This is a genomic window from Pseudomonas sp. JV245A, assembly GCF_032424515.1.
Classification (GTDB): domain Bacteria; phylum Pseudomonadota; class Gammaproteobacteria; order Pseudomonadales; family Pseudomonadaceae; genus Aquipseudomonas; species Aquipseudomonas protegens.
Genome location: NZ_VYKE01000008.1, coordinates 70,631 through 85,860 on the forward strand (window position 1 = coordinate 70,631; position 15,230 = coordinate 85,860).

Below are 15,230 nucleotides of genomic sequence, written 5' to 3' on the forward strand. Positions count from 1 at the left end.
GAAGGCAAACCCTGGCCAGGGAGCTTGCTCCCTGGGGGGCGTAGCCGCCCCGAGGCCTTCATGGCGCTCTAGCGGACGCAGGCTCTCTCGCCACCGTCGCCTTAGCGCGAGCAGAAAAAACGCCGCGGTGCCTGGATGGGCGTCGCGGCGTTTTCCATAGCAGGTTTCAAGGCTGCACAGGCGCCAGCCGGTCGTAGATCACATCCAGGGCCGGGCCCAGGTCGCCGTCGCCCTGGGCCACGGCCCTGATGCCCTGGGGTACCGGCAATGACGGATCGCCATGCATCCCGAACGGCGGCGGCAAGCTTGCCACCTTTGCCGGACGCTCATAGATCACCCGGCCTTCCTTGACGGTCTTGAGCACTTGGATCTCGCTCAGGGTCTCGGGTTTGACGGTCAGCGGGTTGGCCGAGAGCACCGCGAAATCCGCCAGCTTGCCCGGGGTGATGGAGCCTTTGCGGTCTTCTTCGAAATGCTGGTAGGCCGACCACAGGGTCATGGCCTTCAGCGCCTGCAAGGGCGTCACCCGCTGGTCCGGGCCGAGTACGTAGCCGCTGCGGGTGGTGCGGTTGACCGTGGCTGCCAGCACTCGCATGGAGTCCGGCAGGGCCACCGGTGCGTCGTGGTGGGTGGTGAATTTCATCCCGGCCTGGAGCACCCACTGGGTCGGCGAGATGTTTTCCGCGCGTTCGGGCCCCAGCACCGACTGGCGATGCCAGTCGCCCCAGTAGTAGGTGTGCATGGGGAACAGGGAAGGGAAGATCTTCAGTTGCTTGAGTTCGGCCACCTGGTCCTTGCGCAGGGTCTGGCCGTGGATCATTACCGGCCGCACATCGACCCCGGGGTAGGCCTGTTCCGCGGCACGCATGGAACCGAGCAACTGGTCGATGGCGCGGTCGCCGTTGGTGTGGGAAAGGATCTGCCAGCGGTTGGCCAGGGCCTCTTTATAGATGGCCAGGGCGTCGGCGTCCTTGACCACGCCGTAGCCGGCATAGCTGGCGTCCTGGCCCTGGGGCGGCTTGAAGTAGGGCTGGCTCAGCCAGGCAGTCTTGCCCTGGGGCGAGCCGTCCAGGGTCAGCTTGACCCCACCGATGCGAAAGTGCTGGTTGTACACCACCGGCTGGTTGCTCGGGTGATACCAGGGGGCGACCATCAGTTGCTTGACGCCGGGGGTGAGGATATCCGGGTAGGAGACGATGTCCGCCAGCAACTTGCCATCGCCCGCGGCCTTGATCGCGGTCTTGACCTGGTCCGGGGAAGAGCGGCCGTCCTGGATCGTGGTGTAGCCATAGCTGACATACAGCTTCTGCCCGGCGCTGAGCATGTCCACCGCCTGGTCGGCGGTGAGCTTGGGGAAGATCTTGATCAGGGCGTTGAAGAAGGCGTTTTCCTCCAGCACTCCGTTGGGCTCCTGGCTGCCGTCGACGCGGCGGATCACCCCGCCTTCCGGGTTGGGGGTCGACGCGTCGATCCCCGCCAGTTCCAGCGCCTTGCTGTTGAGCACCCCCAGATGCGAGGACTGGTGGACGATGGCGATGGGCAGGTCGCGGGTCACGGCGTCCAGGTCGGCCTTGGTGGGGTGGCGCTGTTCCTGCAGCTGGGAATCGTCATAGCCAAAGCCGAACAGCACGCCGAACTGCTTGGGGATCGGCGACTGCTGCTCAAAGCTGCGCAGGGTTTCCTGGAGCCCGGGGATGCTGTTGTTGGTTCCATCCGGTGGCGGCAGCAGGTTGGCGCTGGCAGCCTGGAAACCCACCATCGACACATGGCCGTGGGGGTCGACGAAGCCCGGTAGCAGGGTCGCGCCCTTGAGGTCGAGCATCTGCGTGGCCGGGCCCTTGTTCTTGAGTACGTGTTGTCGGTCACCCACGGTGAGGATCTTGCCGTCCTTCACCGCCACTGCCTGGGCCTTGGGGTGCTGGTCATCGATGGTGATGATCGGGCCGTTGAACCAGATGGCGTCGGCCACCGGCGGCGTGGCCGCCAGGGCACTGGCACTGGCGAGCTGGAGCGCTGCCACGAGCAGCGCGAAGGAGGTCTTTTGCATGTGCGTTCTTCCTTGAAGCGGGCAGGAGCGCACTAGCCTAGCCGCAAAGCGCCGCCGCGGGCGAGTGGCTTGAGGTATGGTGTGCGGCCTTTTAGCTGCGACTCAAGGCTTGTCATGCCATTCAACAAACGCCAGCAGGCGGCCACGGAGCGCCTGCTGGCCGCCACCCTGACCGAAGCCTGCGAAGCCGCCAAGGCCGAAATCGTCGGTTTTTCCTGGCTGACCCACGAAGTGGACTACGCCGCCTTTGCGGCGAGCCTGGTGGTGGTCTGGGTCTTCGACACCCAGGCCCACAAGGAGCAGGCCCTGGCGGCCGGGCAGGGCGCGCGGATGCTCGAACTGACGGCCCGGGCCCTGGAAGAGGCCGATGTTCACCTCGACGCCCTGGAAACCCGTGTGTTCTTCGACAGCGAAGAGCAATGCCGGCGGATCAATGGTGGCGATTGGGCGCAACGCCTGAAGCGCCTGCGCCCGGGCCGGGGTTGAGCCATGGCCAAGGAAATCGACAACCCCTGCATCGCCCTGTGCCAGCTCAGTGGCGACCTGTGCCTGAGTTGCGGGCGCAGCAAGGACGACATCCGCAAATGGAAGCGCATGAAGCGCCCGGAAAAAATGGCCGCCGTGCAGCGGGCCGGCATCCGGCTCAAGGCCTTGCAGAAAAAGAAGGGCTGATCAGGTATCGCTCTGGAATTGGCCGGCGCCCAGGCGCCGCACGCTCAGCCAGAAGTCTTCCCCAGGTTCGTACTCGGCCAGAGACAGGCGGTGCACCTGTCCCTGCTCGTCCTCCACCGTCAGGCTGGTCTCCCAGTCGAAATCCGGGTTCTGGGAAATGGTGTAGGACGGGTAAGGGCTGTTGATCTCGAAATGAATCGAGTAGACCTCCAGTGGCGGGCACGACAGCAGGCCTTGTGCGTACAGCTGCCAGACCTTGCGCATGCCGGGCACGCACAGGCGCTCGGCAAAGGCCAGGGCCTGGGGGATGTCGTCCCAGGCGGCCTGTACCCCTTGCTGCGCGGTCGCGAGCCGGCGCTGGGGCGGTTCGTTGCTGGGGTGCTGGACGTAGACCAGGCGGCTGCCGAACTGCAATTCGCATTGCAGCACGCCGGCAGTGGTTTCCCAGTGGCCCAGCAGCGATTCCTTGAGCAGGTCTATTTGCATCGCGCCTGAGGGCTCAGGCCGTTTGCCGGCGCATGGCCAGGATGGTGGTGCCGAAGAAGATAAAGGTGGAACCCACCACCCGGTTGACCCACTTGGACAGGGCCGGCCGGGTCAGCACGCCCTTGGCCCGGGAGGCCAGCACCGCGTAGACGCTGAGGGAGGTCAACGACAGCGCCATGAAGATCAGGGTCAGGATGAAGAACTGCGGCAGCAGCGCGGCGTGCTGGTCGATGAACTGGGGGAACAGGGCGGTGAAGAAGATGGTCGCCTTGGGGTTGGTGGCGGCGGTCAGGAAGGCCGACTTGAACAGCTTCAGGCGCGGCGGCTTGCCGACCTTGGTGCTGTCTGCGCTGGCTTCGCTCAGCAGTTGGCTCTTGCTGAACAGCTGCTTGGCACCCAGGTAGAACAGGTAGCCGGCACCGACGATCTTCACCGCGTTGAAAATCCATTCGGAACTGGCGATCAGTGCCCCGAGGCCGAGCATGGCCGCGGCAGACATGCAGAACAGCCCGCTGACATTGCCCAACGATGACCAGATAGTGGACTTGGCGCCGTAGGCCACGCTGTTGTGCAGCGCCACCAGGGTAGCGGGGCCGGGGCTGGCGATGGCGATGGCTGCCACCAGGGTGTAGGTCAGTATCGAGTGAGCATCCATGGTCCGGACTCGTCTTGCAGAAAAAGGGGGCTTGATTCTATCGGGGCCAGGGCGAGCTGTATGCCAGAAATTGACGGCTTTATCGAAGGGCGCGAGCGGCGCAGGCCAGCGCCTTCGAGGCGCATCGGTGCCCATTGTCAACCATTGCTGCAATCGATAGTTATCATCAAAAAGTGCAGGTTCCGTTTTTCCGGCAAAGGAGGAAGATAGCGCTTACACCGTGCTTGCTGCAGAAGGAAACACCCGATGAGAATCTCGACTCTAGTGACCCTTGTGGTGCTTTTGATCGCGGGAACCGGGGCTTCTGCGGCCACCCTCGCCACTGAAGACACCTCCTGCCACTTCCTGCCCATGGCCGACAGCAGCACCAACCTGCAGCACGCGCAGTCGGTAGGCGTGCTGTACAGTGAAAACACCATCAGCACTCTGCAATACCTGGAGCACTACCATGCGGTGGCGCTCAACGGGGCGAAGAATGCCGGCCTCGATCCGCGCATCAGCCAAGCCTTCGTCAACAGCTCGGACCCGAAACGGGCAATCGACTGGCTGATGGCTTCGCTGCAGAAGCATTTCGGTTCGGTGACCGTCTATGACAGCCTTGACGCGGTGGTCCAGGCCCACCCCGATGTGGTGGTGATGCTCGATACCTACAACCAGCTGGTGACCAAGCGCAACAGCAAGGTCGAGGCGCGCTTCATCGCCAAGTTCTATGACGCCAACCTGCAGTACATCGGCCAGGCAGCCGGGATCCAGGCCAAGGAACTGCCGTCGGTCTGGGTACGGGGCAAGGCGGCGCCGGAGATCGCTGCGCAGATCAACCAGCAGACCGAGTTGCAGGTCGATGCCCTGAAGCAGTTCGACGCATCGCTCAAGGCCCTGGTGAGCCAGGGCGAAGCGGGGCAGATGGCGGCCAACAAATGAGTTGCAGGCAGGCCTGATGAAAAAAAGCCCCGAATGTTCGGGGCTTTTGCTTTGTGCCTGGCCGGGGGCAGCCTGTGGCGCGGTGCCTAGGCCGAGGCCAGAACCCCCGCGACCAGCAGCGCTATGCCCAGGTACCAGCCCCAGAGAAAGGGCCGGGCTTGCGGGTCTTTCCTGGCGTAGACGTACACATAGAAGGGAATGAACAGGCTGAGGATGGCATTGCCCAAAGAATTCTTCAGGGCCACGCAGAAAATCGCGAACTGCATCGCCACCGTAAGTGCCAGCCCTGACAGGATCAGGAACATAACCATTGAATCGTCTCGCTATCGAATGAAGGTCGGTCACCCCCTCTGGTGCGTCGCGGCCCGGATGCGGGCAGCGGCGCGCCAGAGGGAGCGGTGTGACGGGTTATCGACACGGCGGTGCAAAGCAATAGGCAAGGGTGCCGTCATCGACCCTTCATTCACTTGCGAGCGTTCACTGCTGGTGCCAGGCCGGGTTTCAGGCGCCGCTGCCCAGGGACGCCATGTCGATCACGAAGCGGTAGCGCACATCGGCCCGTTCCATGCGTTCGAAGGCCTGGTTGATGTCCTGCATGGCGATCATTTCGCAGTCCGGGAGGATGTTCTTGCGCGCGCAGAAGTCGAGCATTTCCTGGGTCTGGGCGATGCCGCCGATGGGTGAACCGGCCAGCCGGCGCCGGCCCAGGAGCATGGGCAGGGTCAGTTGTTCGTCGATCGGCCCGACCTGGCCGACGATCACCAGGGTGCAGTCGATGTCCAGCAGGGGCATGTAGGGCGAGACGTCGTGGCGCACCGGAATGGTGTCGATGATCAGGTCGAAGCTCGACTGGGCGCGGGCCATGGCCTGCGGGTCGCTGGACACCAGCAGTGCATCGGCGCCCAGGGCCAGGGCGTCGGCGCGCTTGTCGGCGCTGCGGCTGAGGACCGTGACCTTGGCTCCCATGCCCACCGCCAGCTTGACCGCCATGTGCCCCAGGCCACCGAGGCCGATGACCCCGACCCGGCTGCCGGGCCCGACATTCCAGGTGCGCAGCGGCGAATAGGTGGTGATGCCGGCGCACAGCAGCGGCGCGGCCTTGGCCAGGTCCAGGCCCTCGGGCACCCGCAGGACGAATTCTTCGCGCACCACCAGGTGCTTGGAGTAGCCGCCGTAGGTCACCTCGCGGGTGAGGCGGTCCAGGCCGTTGTAGGTCTGGGTATTGTGCTCGCGGCACATCTGTTCTTCGCCCTTGCGGCACTGGTCGCACACCTGGCAGGAGTCCACCATGCAGCCGACGGCGACGCTGTCGCCGACCTTGTACTGCTTGACCTCGGGGCCGACGGCGGTGACCCGGCCGACGATCTCGTGGCCCGGGACCATGGGGTAGCGGCTGGCGCCCCAGTCGTTGCGCGCCTGGTGCAGGTCGGAGTGGCAGACCCCGCAATAGAGGATTTCCATCGCCACATCGTTGGCGCGCAGGGCGCGACGCTGGAAGGTGAAAGGCGCCAGGGGAACCCCGGCGGACTGCGCTGCGTAACCGAAGGTTTGCATGATCAGCGTTCCTGTGTGAGGGAGAGCGAATGATCCGAAGGCAGGGCTACAAGCATAGAAGCCCCGGGCGCACCGTGAGGACGGCCGACCGATGGTTGTGCGGGCCAACCGGCCTTGCACCGCAAAGGCCGGTGCGAGTAAGTGGCGCTCCTTCGTTGTCCTGGGGGCCCGGTTGCAGCTTCAGGGCGTGGCAGCCACGCCCCGGGCACTGGGCTCAGGGCGCGCCGAACATCGCGGTCCAGTAAATGCCGGCATCGCTTTTCGGGTCCACCGCGTAGGCCGCGCCCAGCTCGCTGTAGGCCGGGTTCATCAGGTTGGCGCAATGCCCGGGGCTGGCCAGCCAGCCGTCCACCACCTTGCGCACCGTGTCCTGGCCGGCGGCGATATTCTCGCCCACCTGCTGGCCGGCATAGCCTGCCAGTTCCGCGCGGTCACCCGGGGTGCGGCCGTCATGGTCCTTGTGGTCGAAGTAGTTCTGGTTGGCCATGGCCCGGCTGTGTTCCTCGGCGGTGGTGCCTAGGGTGGCGTTCCAGGCCAGGGGCGCGGTGGCGGCAAAACCCTGGCCACCGCATTGCCGGGGCTGGCCGCGGGCACTGTTGATCTGCGCGAGCAGTTGCTGGCCCTCGGCCTGCCAGTCCCCCAGGCGCGCGGACAGCAGCGGTCGCGCGAGCACGATGCGCCACTGGTTGGCCTGGCGATTGACACCGATATCGACGAACTGCGGGTCCAGCACCACCTGGCAGAAGCTCTCGCGTACCGCCTGCATCGCCGCCTGGGCATCCCGGGGGCCGGAGAGGCTGATGGCCTGCACGTTGACCATGGGGTAGGCCGCCCGGGCCAGGGCCTGCTGCAGGTCACCGACGTTGTCCACCGGCAGGATCAGCCGTGGGTCGCCGGTCAGCGGCGGCAGCTCCGAGGAGGCCTGGTTGGCGCAGCGTTGCGGCTGGCTGCGGTAGGCGTTGATCGATTCGATCAGTTGCGACTGGTCGTCGGCGACGGCGCCGTTGGCCGCCAGCAAGCCCAGGGCCAGGGCTGTGGCGGGCAAGAACAGTGAGCGCATGGGCATGCAAGTCTCCCGGGAATTGGACAGCGCCCATGATGCACCCGGCGCCGGGGCATTTCATCCGCCGGTGGATGAAATCGGTGTTAGCCGCTGCGCCTCAATGGAAGTCGTAGTACAGCGCCCATTCGCCGCTGGCGGGGTGTTTCCAGAACATCAGGCTGCCGCCGTGCACCACGTTGAGTCCGATCTTGGCGTCGGAGGAAATCTGCATCACGAATTCGAAGCCGTCCCCGACATCGATTCCCGACTGGCAGAACGAGGGGTAGCCCCCGAGCTTGTGCTGGTAGCAATGGTTCACCAGGTCGTAGTAGCACTCGATCTGCCCGGAGTTTTCCAGTTCGAGGATTTCCCGCTCCAGGTCCTCTGGCACGCCACCGCCGTCCCACAGCGGAAAGTCTGCGGGCACTGCCTCGGGCTTGAGCGGGAAGGGCTTGAGAAAGGCCCCGGGGGCAGTCAGGTCCTTGCGCACCAGCACATCCTCGGCACGGTATTCACGGATCAGCCAGCGCTCGCCCATGGGTTCCAGGGGCTCGGGAAAGGGGTTGGCGACGAACACCGTGAGCACCCGCACGCCTTCCAGCAGCGGGCTATGGAAGGGCAGCGCCGGCAGATAGAACTGGGCGAACGGCAGCAGGGTTTCCCCGGCGCTGTTGCGCGGCAGCTCTTCATCCTCGCGAAATAGAAAAACCTGGCCCAGCCAGCTTTCCTCGTCGCTGCCGGAGGGGCGAAAACCGCCGGGAATCAATTGCAGCGCCGGCTTGGCCAGGCGGCGCTGGATTTCCTGAATGTCCATGGTCAGGGCAGGTGTCCTGTTCGAAAGAAAGGGAGCGGCAATGTATCAAAAGTCCTCTTGCCTGGGGACCGTGGTGGGCTCAGCGCAATTGCCTCGGAGTGGCGTTGAGCAACTTGCGCATCAGCCGGCGCAGGGCCGTGGCGTCCTGGTATCCCACCTGTTCGGCCACGCGCTCCACCGAATATTTGCTGCTTTGCAACAGAGCCCTCGCCCGGTTCAGTTGCACATTCTGGATCAGGCGCAAGCTGCTGTGGCCGGTGACCTTGCGTATCTGGCGACCCAGGGTCCGTTCGGACATGCTGAACTGTGCGGCCAGTTCGCCGACGCTGGGCAGGTTTGGCAAGCCGGCTTCGATATGGGCGGTAAGCCGGCTGATCAGGGTGCTGCCCTGGGCCATCATTGCCGGTACCCGAAACGGTGCCTGCAATTGCCGCCGATCAATCAGCAGCGTCTGCCCCACCGCGTCTGCCAAGCTCGTGCCGAAACGGCTGCGCAGCAGATGCAGCATCAAATCCGATTGGCCAAATGCTGCTCCGGCGGTGGTTAGCGGAGGGTCGACCACAACCATCTGGTCCGGATCCACCTTGGTGTCGACGGCCCACTCTTGCAGCAGCGGCGCCAACCACCAGGAGGTCGTAACCCGGCGCCCGGGCAGGAGCCCGGCGGCCTGCAACAGGAAAACGGCGGAACAGGATGCCGCCACTTCGCCTCCGAGTTCCAGATGATCGCGCAGTGCATCCAGCAACGGGGCAATGTCTGCTTGCAGCAGGCGCTGGGCGATGGCCTCGGGGGTGTCAATGCCCAGCCCCGGCACTATCCAGCAGGACCGATCATCGTCCCTGGCATCCAGGGCCTCGACCTCGAGCAGCAGGCCCTGGCCCAGGGCTACCTGGCCAGCCTGCAAGGCACAAACCCGCCAGCGCGGAGCCCCGAGCCCCAGGCGTGGGGCCAGCAGCGCGGCGCTGGAAAGCATGTCCAGGGTCAGGGCGACGCTGGAGGCAAAGGAACCGGGTAGGAGCAAGACGGTGAAATCGTTCATTGGCGGATTATGCATGAAAGATGTCGAATCGGTCGCTGTTGGCCAGGGATGAGCACAGGCTCAATAGCCGCTCCTTTTCTGTGTAAGTGGTGATGCCGATGCCTAATATTCTGATCAAGATCCCCCAGGGCGCTTTCGATGCCCGGCAGCGTGCCAAGGTCTTGCAAGAGGTTACCCAAGTGGCCCTGACGGTGGAGCAAATAGGTGATGACCCCCGTCAGCGGGCGTTGTGCTGGGTACTGCTGGAAGAGCTGGCGCCGGGCTTCTGGAGTTGTGGAGGTGCCGACTCCAGTGCCCAGGCGGTTCCTTGCATGGTCCGGGTCAAGGTCCCGGCGGGCGTGCTCGATGCTGCCCAGCGCCAGGCCTATGTCGAGGGCTTGCATCAGGCGCTGGCCGCCTGTCTGGCAGAGGACGATCCGCGAATGCTGATGACCTCGATCCTGCTGGATGACGTGGCTGATGGCACCTGGGGGGCTAACGGTTCGTTGTGGCGGCTGGCGGATTTTGCCCGAGCGGCGGGCTATCGGCACCTGTCCCACCTGCATGCGCGATAGTTCCGACCGCCTTCCCAGGCCCTCGGCTCAGGCGTCTCTACCGTGAGCCGCTGCCGCGAGCTGGCTGGTATCGACCCGCACGAAGACCGAATCGCCAATGGCGGTCAGCACATCGCCGGCATACACCTCGCAGATCACCTGGCTCTTGCGGCCTACTTCACCCTCGACCCTGGCGCGCAGGGTCAGGGGCACGCCCATGGGGGTGGGCTTGATGAACTTGATGCCCAGGTTGCCGGTGACGCAGTCGATGCGTGGCAGGCTGCCGGGCTCGCGCTGTTCGTTGCGGTAGTGGTAGGCCATGGCGGTCCAGTTGGAGTGGCAGTCCACCAGCATGGCGATCAGGCCGCCGTAGACCAGGTCCGGCCAGCCGCAGTACTTGGCGTCGGGCAGGTGCTCGGCCACCACGTGCACACCGTCCTCGTGCCAGTGGCTCTTGATGTGCAGGCCGTGATGGTTGCTGCTGCCGCAGCCGAAGCACACGCCTTCGGGGGCGGTGGTGTCTTGCAGTGAGGTCGGGTGCATGGTTGTTCCTTGTTGTTCTTGGGGGCGCGGCGCCGGGTGCTTTCCCGGCGTTGCAGCGCAGCATCCTATCCAATTTGCCTGAACGATCGAAGGACGGATTGCAGCTAGCTGGGGTAGTGCATGGTCAGCACGGCCCAGCGCAGGTTCTCGACCCCGGGTACTTCGCCAATATCGCGGGAGGCGTGTTCGACCCAGCCGGTGTATTCCTCGACCGCCTCCAGATGCTTTGTCCATTTATCCTCTGTGAAGCCGACGCCGAAGATGATCACGCTGCCGCTGGCGACCTTTTCTTCCTTGGCCTTCAGGCGTGTCATGTACCAGTAGTCGTCCGATGCCGAGATGAACAACTTGCCTTGGTTGGCGTTGGCAAAGGGCGCCTTGAGTTCGATGAAGTGGAAGCGCTGCTTGTCTGCGTCGCGGATCCACAGGTCACATTGCTTATGGTGAATGTCCATGTCGGACCAGCGCTGGTCCAGGGCGACCTTGTATTCCACGCCCACGTCGCCGAGCCAGCCGTCGCGTGGCCCGGCCAACCCCCGGTGCTGGATCAGCCAGAAATAGAATTCGAACTTCAGCCAGCCCTCGAAACCATTGCCGAGCACGCTGAGGGCCGAGGGAAGGTGCGGGCGCTCCTGTTCCCAGGACTTCAGGAACGCGCGGAACTCTGTTGCAACACTGTCGATACCTGGCATGGCCGTCCTTTGCAGCAAATGGGTGAAGGTGGTGTTGTGGCGCGGTGCCATCATGCATCAAGGTCGCCTCTTGGCGAAGGCGCATTTGCCGCTGTGAATGAGGGGCGGCCAGCGTCGTTGTGACGCATTGATTGCGGCAGGTGTCGTACAGCGTCGAGGTTTTCCCGGGCGGGCGGCTCGTGGCTCCGGCCAAGACAGGCTGATGCCGTAATGATATTCTTGCGCTGAATCGGTTCATCGTTTGTGCAGAAATACCTTACCCGTGCTTAGCTTCAAGTGGCCTGTTCGGGTCCCTTGCAAGGCTGTGGGAGTGTCTGCACGACCCCGCCGAATGTAATGTCAGGCAGTGTTCGTTTACCTCTTTGGTTGAACCCGACCCCTAATTTCCTGTTGGCCCCCGCAGTTGCGGGCGTCATTCTTGTTCGTCCGGCAGTTTGCGGCGCGCAAGGTCGGGCAGGGGGAAACTGCCTGTTGGTTGCGTCCCGTGACGTGCCCTGAGAAACACTGTCACTCAAGTAGCTGAAGCCAAGAACGACAAGAAGTCAGCGCCGGAGCGATATAAAACTGAGGTCGAGCCTGTCTCGTCGGCCTTGTGTGCCCACCCTCCAGTTCTTTTGAATGTGTTGGTCCAGGACCTGCGAAATGACTGTTTCGCAATCACCGGAGTACGCAGGATCGAGGATGGGGCGGCGGATGGCGTTCTATCGTAGGTACTCAGAATGTTTAAGAAAGTGAACACGGCCCTGATCGGGCTGGCGATGTCGATAGGCCTCACGACCGCGCACGCGGCTGAGCCGAAGAAAGTGGATGTGCTGCTGATCGGTGGCGGCATCATGAGTTCGACCCTGGGGGTCTGGCTCAATGAGCTGCAGCCGGATTGGTCGATGGAGATGGTCGAGCGCCTGGACGGCGTCGCAGAAGAAAGCTCCAACGGCTGGAACAACGCCGGTACCGGCCACTCCGCTTTGGCCGAGCTGAACTACACGCCGGAAGGCAAGGACGGCAAGATCGAGATCGCCAAGGCCATCGAGATCAACGAAGCGTTCCAGATTTCCCGGCAGTTCTGGTCCTGGCAGGTCAAGAACGGCGTCCTGAAGAACCCGCGCTCGTTCATCAACTCCACCCCGCACATGAGCTTTGTCTGGGGCGATGACAACATCAAGTTCCTCAAGGCCCGCTACGAGGCCCTGCAGGCCAGCCCGCTGTTCAGCGGCATGCAGTACTCCGAAGACGCCGAGCAGATCAAGAAGTGGGTTCCACTGATGATGGAAGGTCGTGACCCGGCGCAGAAGATCGCTGCGACCTGGACCCCGATCGGCACCGACGTCAACTTCGGCGAGATCACTCGCCAGTTCGTTGCCCACCTGCAGGCCCAGCCCAACTTCGCGCTGAAACTGTCCAGCGAAGTGCAGGAAATCGAGCGCAATAAAGACGGCTCGTGGCGCGTGACCTACAAGAACCTCAAGGACGGTTCGAAAACCGAGACCGACGCCAAGTTCGTGTTCATCGGCGCCGGCGGCGGTGCCCTGCACCTGCTGCAGAAGTCGGGCATTCCTGAAGCCAACGAATACGCCGGCTTCCCGGTGGGTGGCTCGTTCCTGGTGACCGACAACGCCAGCGTGGCCGAGCAGCACCTGGCCAAGGCCTACGGCAAGGCTTCGGTCGGCGCGCCACCGATGTCGGTTCCGCACCTGGACACTCGTGTGCTGGACGGCAAGCGGGTGATCCTGTTTGGCCCATTCGCTACCTTCTCCACCAAGTTCCTCAAGGAAGGTTCGTACTTCGACCTGCTGACCAGCACCACCACCCACAACTTCTGGCCGATGACCAAGGTGGGCATCGAGCAGTACCCGCTGGTGGAATACCTGGCCGGCCAACTGATGCTGTCGGATGACGACCGCTTCGCCGCGCTGAAGGAATACTTCCCCAACGCCAAGCAGGAAGACTGGCGCCTGTGGCAGGCCGGCCAGCGCGTGCAGATCATCAAGCGTGACGAAGAGAAGGGCGGCGTGCTGAAACTGGGCACCGAGATCGTGGCCTCCGAAGACGGCAGCATCGCCGGCCTGCTGGGCGCGTCCCCAGGTGCTTCGACCGCCGCGCCGATCATGCTCAGCGTGCTGCAGAAAGTCTTCAAGGACCAGGTCGCGACCCCGGCCTGGCAGGAGAAGCTCAAGCAGATCGTGCCGAGCTACGGTACGGCCCTGAACGACAGCCCTGAGCGTGTGGCCAAAGAATGGGCCTACACCGCCGAAGTGCTGCAACTGACCCCGCCACCGCCGGTCAAGGGCGCGGCGCCTCAGGCTCCGGCCAGCCTGGCCAAGCCAGAGAGCAACCCAGCGGCCGACATGGCGCTGTAAGCCCTCGGCCCCGCCCGCGTTCGTCGGGCGGGGCACCGCGGATGCGCCGGTGCATCCGCATCCGGTGCCGGTTGCGGCCATGGCCCCGCCATAGCCGCAGCCCGCCAGTCTCTTGCTCCCGATCCCATTCGCGCTTTTTCGCCGATGCACGCACCCGATGCGCTGCCCGGTTGTGCGCCTGTGTCACCCGCGCCGGGTTATCATGGCGCGCCCGCCGTAGCCGGGCATGCCCCAATCCTCGGAGTCACCGCCTCGATGTCCAGCATCACCCTGTTCCAAGCCCCGCCGCCCGAAGCCATCCAGAGCCAGATCCAGCAGATGGTGGTGGACTACATCACCGATGTCAGCGCGGTGGCCATCGCCCCGAGCAACCCGCTGTACAACCTGTACCAGTACGGCGTTGGCTATGAAGTGCATCTGTACCTGCAAGCCATGGACGGTTCCCGGGGGATCGCGGTGGAGCTGGTGGTGGCGACCGACCCGCAGGCCCCGGACCAGGTGCTGGGTTTCACCCTGTACCTGCCGGTCAAGGACGATCCCCAGGCCTGCGCCGTGGCGTATATGGCGGTGCGGCAAGGCCATCGGCGCCAGGGCATTGCCCGGCAGATGCTGCAAGCCATGCTGGCGCGTTACCCCCATGCGGAACTTGCCTGCAACGTGGCCAAGGTGGGGTGTTTCGAGGCCCTGGGCTTCCAGCTGCTGGGCGCCCGCGGCCCGCAGGTGCTGATGAACACCCGGGACCACGGCAGCGACGGCCTGCTGGCGGTGCTGGATGTGGCACCGATCTACCAGTCGGTGGAAGTGCGGCAGATCCACACCTACCTGCTGGCCCAGCACGGGCGCAAGGCCATGCTGGAAGCGGAGAAAAAGCGCGACCGGCAGTTGGACCAGATGACCCGCCAGGCCCAGGCGCTGGTGCGCGAGCGCCTCGGGGAAGCGGCCTTGTACCGCTCACGGGCGCCGCAGTTGATCAACTGATCGGGTTGCTTGTTTTTGCTCGAGTGTCTGTGTAGTTTGGCGAAAACACGCAACAGCGGGCATAAGCATGCAAAGTCAACACCCGCCGGCCGAGCTGCCATCCTTGCGTCGGCAAAAAATCCTTCTGCTGCTGGAGCGCGACGGCAAGGTCATGGCCGCCGAACTGAGCCGGCATTTCGCGGTGTCCGAAGACACCATCCGCCGCGACCTGGCGGAGCTGGATGCCGCCGGACTGGTGCAGCGGGTCCATGGTGGCGCGCTGCCGCGGCCCAAGGACAGCGGCAAGGACTATTTCACCCGGGTCGGCGAAACCAATGAGGCGAAACTGCGCCTGGCGCAATATGCCGTGCAATGGGTGCAGGACGGCCAGACGGTGCTGTTCGATTCCGGCTCCACCACCCTGCACATCGCCCAGTCGCTGCCGGCGGGCATCAGCCTGACCGCGGTCACCGCCTCGCCGATGATTGCCGTGGCCCTGGCCGAGTACCCCAAGGTCAGGGTGATTCTCGCCGGTGGCCAGCTCAACCCGGCAACCCTGTCCGCCAGCGGCCATGAAGCACTGCGCATGATCCAGGGAATCAAGGCCGACCTGATGTTCACCGGCGTCTGCGCGATCCACCCGGAGATCGGCATCAGCTCCCTGCATTTCGACGAGGTGCCGATCAAGCAGGCAATGTTCGACAGTGCCAGCGAGGTCATCGCCGTGACCACCGCCGACAAGCTCGGCGCCATGGAACCCTTCGTCGTGGTGCCATGCAACCGCTTGCACCGGCTGGTGACCGAGCAGGAGGCGCCGGGTGTGGACATCGAAGGTTATCGGCAGTTGGGGATCGAGGTGCTGCAGGTCTGATCCGGCAGCGACCCCCGTTCCGGCGCCGCTTGCAGTAGATGGGGCAG

17 protein-coding genes are annotated in these 15,230 nt (G+C 64.3%); 7 read left to right on the plus strand and 10 right to left on the minus strand.

The annotated features are described in order from the left end of the window. Positions 1-166: 166 nt before the first annotated feature. The gene (locus F6S12_RS04290; protein WP_315868743.1) at positions 167-2,047 is read right to left on the minus strand and encodes an amidohydrolase; all 1,881 of its coding nucleotides are present in this window, start codon (positions 2,045-2,047) and stop codon (positions 167-169) included. 114 nt (positions 2,048-2,161) lie between these two features. Here F6S12_RS04290 and F6S12_RS04295 point away from each other — a divergent pair, with 114 nt between their 5' ends. Continuing rightward, positions 2,162-2,533 (plus strand): hypothetical protein, encoded by a 372-nt coding sequence (locus F6S12_RS04295; protein WP_015635176.1) that lies wholly within the window; start codon positions 2,162-2,164, stop codon positions 2,531-2,533. A gap of 3 nt (positions 2,534-2,536) precedes the next feature. After that, a complete protein-coding gene (locus tag F6S12_RS04300; RefSeq protein WP_011060713.1) occupies positions 2,537-2,719 on the plus strand; it encodes a DUF1289 domain-containing protein in 183 nt (60 codons plus the stop codon). On the opposite strand, the gene F6S12_RS04305 is transcribed toward F6S12_RS04300, so the two are convergent. Both F6S12_RS04305 and F6S12_RS04310 read right to left on the minus strand, forming a co-directional pair. Further along, on the minus strand, positions 2,720-3,205 hold the full coding sequence (locus F6S12_RS04305) for a hypothetical protein (RefSeq protein WP_011060714.1): 486 nt from the start codon (positions 3,203-3,205) through the stop codon (positions 2,720-2,722). A gap of 13 nt (positions 3,206-3,218) precedes the next feature. Beyond that, positions 3,219-3,860 carry a LysE family translocator gene (locus F6S12_RS04310; protein WP_041752171.1) on the minus strand — a complete coding sequence of 214 codons (642 nt, stop codon included), beginning with the start codon at positions 3,858-3,860 and terminating at the stop codon, positions 3,219-3,221. A gap of 246 nt (positions 3,861-4,106) precedes the next feature. Here F6S12_RS04310 and F6S12_RS04315 point away from each other — a divergent pair, with 246 nt between their 5' ends. Further along, entirely contained in the window at positions 4,107-4,781 is a 675-nt protein-coding gene (locus F6S12_RS04315; RefSeq protein ID WP_169893673.1) for an ATPase, read from the plus strand. 86 nt (positions 4,782-4,867) lie between these two features. On the opposite strand, the gene F6S12_RS04320 is transcribed toward F6S12_RS04315, so the two are convergent. The 5 genes from F6S12_RS04320 to F6S12_RS04340 form a co-directional block, all read right to left on the minus strand. Next, on the minus strand, positions 4,868-5,086 hold the full coding sequence (locus F6S12_RS04320; protein ID WP_019094443.1) for a hypothetical protein: 219 nt from the start codon (positions 5,084-5,086) through the stop codon (positions 4,868-4,870). A 196-nt stretch (positions 5,087-5,282) separates the two neighbouring features. Further along, entirely contained in the window at positions 5,283-6,335 is a 1,053-nt protein-coding gene (locus F6S12_RS04325; RefSeq protein ID WP_212806229.1) for an NAD(P)-dependent alcohol dehydrogenase, read from the minus strand. A 214-nt stretch (positions 6,336-6,549) separates the two neighbouring features. Then, entirely contained in the window at positions 6,550-7,395 is an 846-nt protein-coding gene (locus F6S12_RS04330; RefSeq protein WP_315868745.1) for a CAP domain-containing protein, read from the minus strand. A gap of 100 nt (positions 7,396-7,495) precedes the next feature. Next, the gene (locus F6S12_RS04335; protein WP_315868744.1) at positions 7,496-8,191 is read right to left on the minus strand and encodes a hypothetical protein; all 696 of its coding nucleotides are present in this window, start codon (positions 8,189-8,191) and stop codon (positions 7,496-7,498) included. 79 nt (positions 8,192-8,270) lie between these two features. Then, positions 8,271-9,230: a GlxA family transcriptional regulator gene (locus F6S12_RS04340; RefSeq protein WP_011060721.1), complete on the minus strand. Its 960-nt coding sequence runs from the start codon at positions 9,228-9,230 to the stop codon at positions 8,271-8,273. Between the two features lie 98 nt (positions 9,231-9,328). Between F6S12_RS04340 and F6S12_RS04345 the strand changes: the two genes are divergently transcribed. Then, complete coding sequence (locus F6S12_RS04345; RefSeq protein WP_169893677.1) at positions 9,329-9,784, plus strand: tautomerase family protein; 456 nt, start codon at positions 9,329-9,331, stop codon at positions 9,782-9,784. A 27-nt stretch (positions 9,785-9,811) separates the two neighbouring features. On the opposite strand, the gene F6S12_RS04350 is transcribed toward F6S12_RS04345, so the two are convergent. Both F6S12_RS04350 and F6S12_RS04355 read right to left on the minus strand, forming a co-directional pair. After that, positions 9,812-10,306: a PaaI family thioesterase gene (locus F6S12_RS04350; RefSeq protein ID WP_011060723.1), complete on the minus strand. Its 495-nt coding sequence runs from the start codon at positions 10,304-10,306 to the stop codon at positions 9,812-9,814. Between the two features lie 104 nt (positions 10,307-10,410). After that, positions 10,411-11,052 carry a hypothetical protein gene (locus F6S12_RS04355; RefSeq protein WP_011060724.1) on the minus strand — a complete coding sequence of 214 codons (642 nt, stop codon included), beginning with the start codon at positions 11,050-11,052 and terminating at the stop codon, positions 10,411-10,413. A gap of 665 nt (positions 11,053-11,717) precedes the next feature. Between F6S12_RS04355 and mqo the strand changes: the two genes are divergently transcribed. The 3 genes from mqo (at position 11,718) to F6S12_RS04370 (ending at position 15,183) form a co-directional block, all read left to right on the plus strand. Continuing rightward, positions 11,718-13,355 (plus strand): malate dehydrogenase (quinone), encoded by a 1,638-nt coding sequence (gene mqo, locus F6S12_RS04360; protein ID WP_011060725.1) that lies wholly within the window; start codon positions 11,718-11,720, stop codon positions 13,353-13,355. 255 nt (positions 13,356-13,610) lie between these two features. Continuing rightward, entirely contained in the window at positions 13,611-14,333 is a 723-nt protein-coding gene (locus F6S12_RS04365) for a GNAT family N-acetyltransferase (RefSeq protein ID WP_053150782.1), read from the plus strand. Positions 14,334-14,400: 67 nt separating this feature from the next. Next, a complete protein-coding gene (locus tag F6S12_RS04370) occupies positions 14,401-15,183 on the plus strand; it encodes a DeoR/GlpR family DNA-binding transcription regulator (protein ID WP_065363736.1) in 783 nt (260 codons plus the stop codon). Positions 15,184-15,230: the final 47 nt, after the last annotated feature.

Coding starts and splice junctions, on each gene's coding strand:
- F6S12_RS04305 (WP_011060714.1), bottom strand. CDS start 3,205: ATGCAAATAGACCTGCTCAAGGAATCGCTGCTGGGCCACTGGGAAACC.
- F6S12_RS04330 (WP_315868745.1), bottom strand. CDS start 7,395: ATGCGCTCACTGTTCTTGCCCGCCACAGCCCTGGCCCTGGGCTTGCTG.
- F6S12_RS04370 (WP_065363736.1), top strand. CDS start 14,401: ATGCAAAGTCAACACCCGCCGGCCGAGCTGCCATCCTTGCGTCGGCAA.
- F6S12_RS04345 (WP_169893677.1), top strand. CDS start 9,329: ATGCCTAATATTCTGATCAAGATCCCCCAGGGCGCTTTCGATGCCCGG.
- F6S12_RS04290 (WP_315868743.1), bottom strand. CDS start 2,047: ATGCAAAAGACCTCCTTCGCGCTGCTCGTGGCAGCGCTCCAGCTCGCC.
- F6S12_RS04295 (WP_015635176.1), top strand. CDS start 2,162: ATGCCATTCAACAAACGCCAGCAGGCGGCCACGGAGCGCCTGCTGGCC.
- F6S12_RS04320 (WP_019094443.1), bottom strand. CDS start 5,086: ATGTTCCTGATCCTGTCAGGGCTGGCACTTACGGTGGCGATGCAGTTC.
- F6S12_RS04335 (WP_315868744.1), bottom strand. CDS start 8,191: ATGGACATTCAGGAAATCCAGCGCCGCCTGGCCAAGCCGGCGCTGCAA.
- F6S12_RS04300 (WP_011060713.1), top strand. CDS start 2,537: ATGGCCAAGGAAATCGACAACCCCTGCATCGCCCTGTGCCAGCTCAGT.
- F6S12_RS04350 (WP_011060723.1), bottom strand. CDS start 10,306: ATGCACCCGACCTCACTGCAAGACACCACCGCCCCCGAAGGCGTGTGC.
- F6S12_RS04325 (WP_212806229.1), bottom strand. CDS start 6,335: ATGCAAACCTTCGGTTACGCAGCGCAGTCCGCCGGGGTTCCCCTGGCG.
- F6S12_RS04365 (WP_053150782.1), top strand. CDS start 13,611: ATGTCCAGCATCACCCTGTTCCAAGCCCCGCCGCCCGAAGCCATCCAG.
- F6S12_RS04315 (WP_169893673.1), top strand. CDS start 4,107: ATGAGAATCTCGACTCTAGTGACCCTTGTGGTGCTTTTGATCGCGGGA.
- mqo (WP_011060725.1), top strand. CDS start 11,718: ATGTTTAAGAAAGTGAACACGGCCCTGATCGGGCTGGCGATGTCGATA.
- F6S12_RS04310 (WP_041752171.1), bottom strand. CDS start 3,860: ATGGATGCTCACTCGATACTGACCTACACCCTGGTGGCAGCCATCGCC.
- F6S12_RS04355 (WP_011060724.1), bottom strand. CDS start 11,052: ATGATGGCACCGCGCCACAACACCACCTTCACCCATTTGCTGCAAAGG.
- F6S12_RS04340 (WP_011060721.1), bottom strand. CDS start 9,230: ATGAACGATTTCACCGTCTTGCTCCTACCCGGTTCCTTTGCCTCCAGC.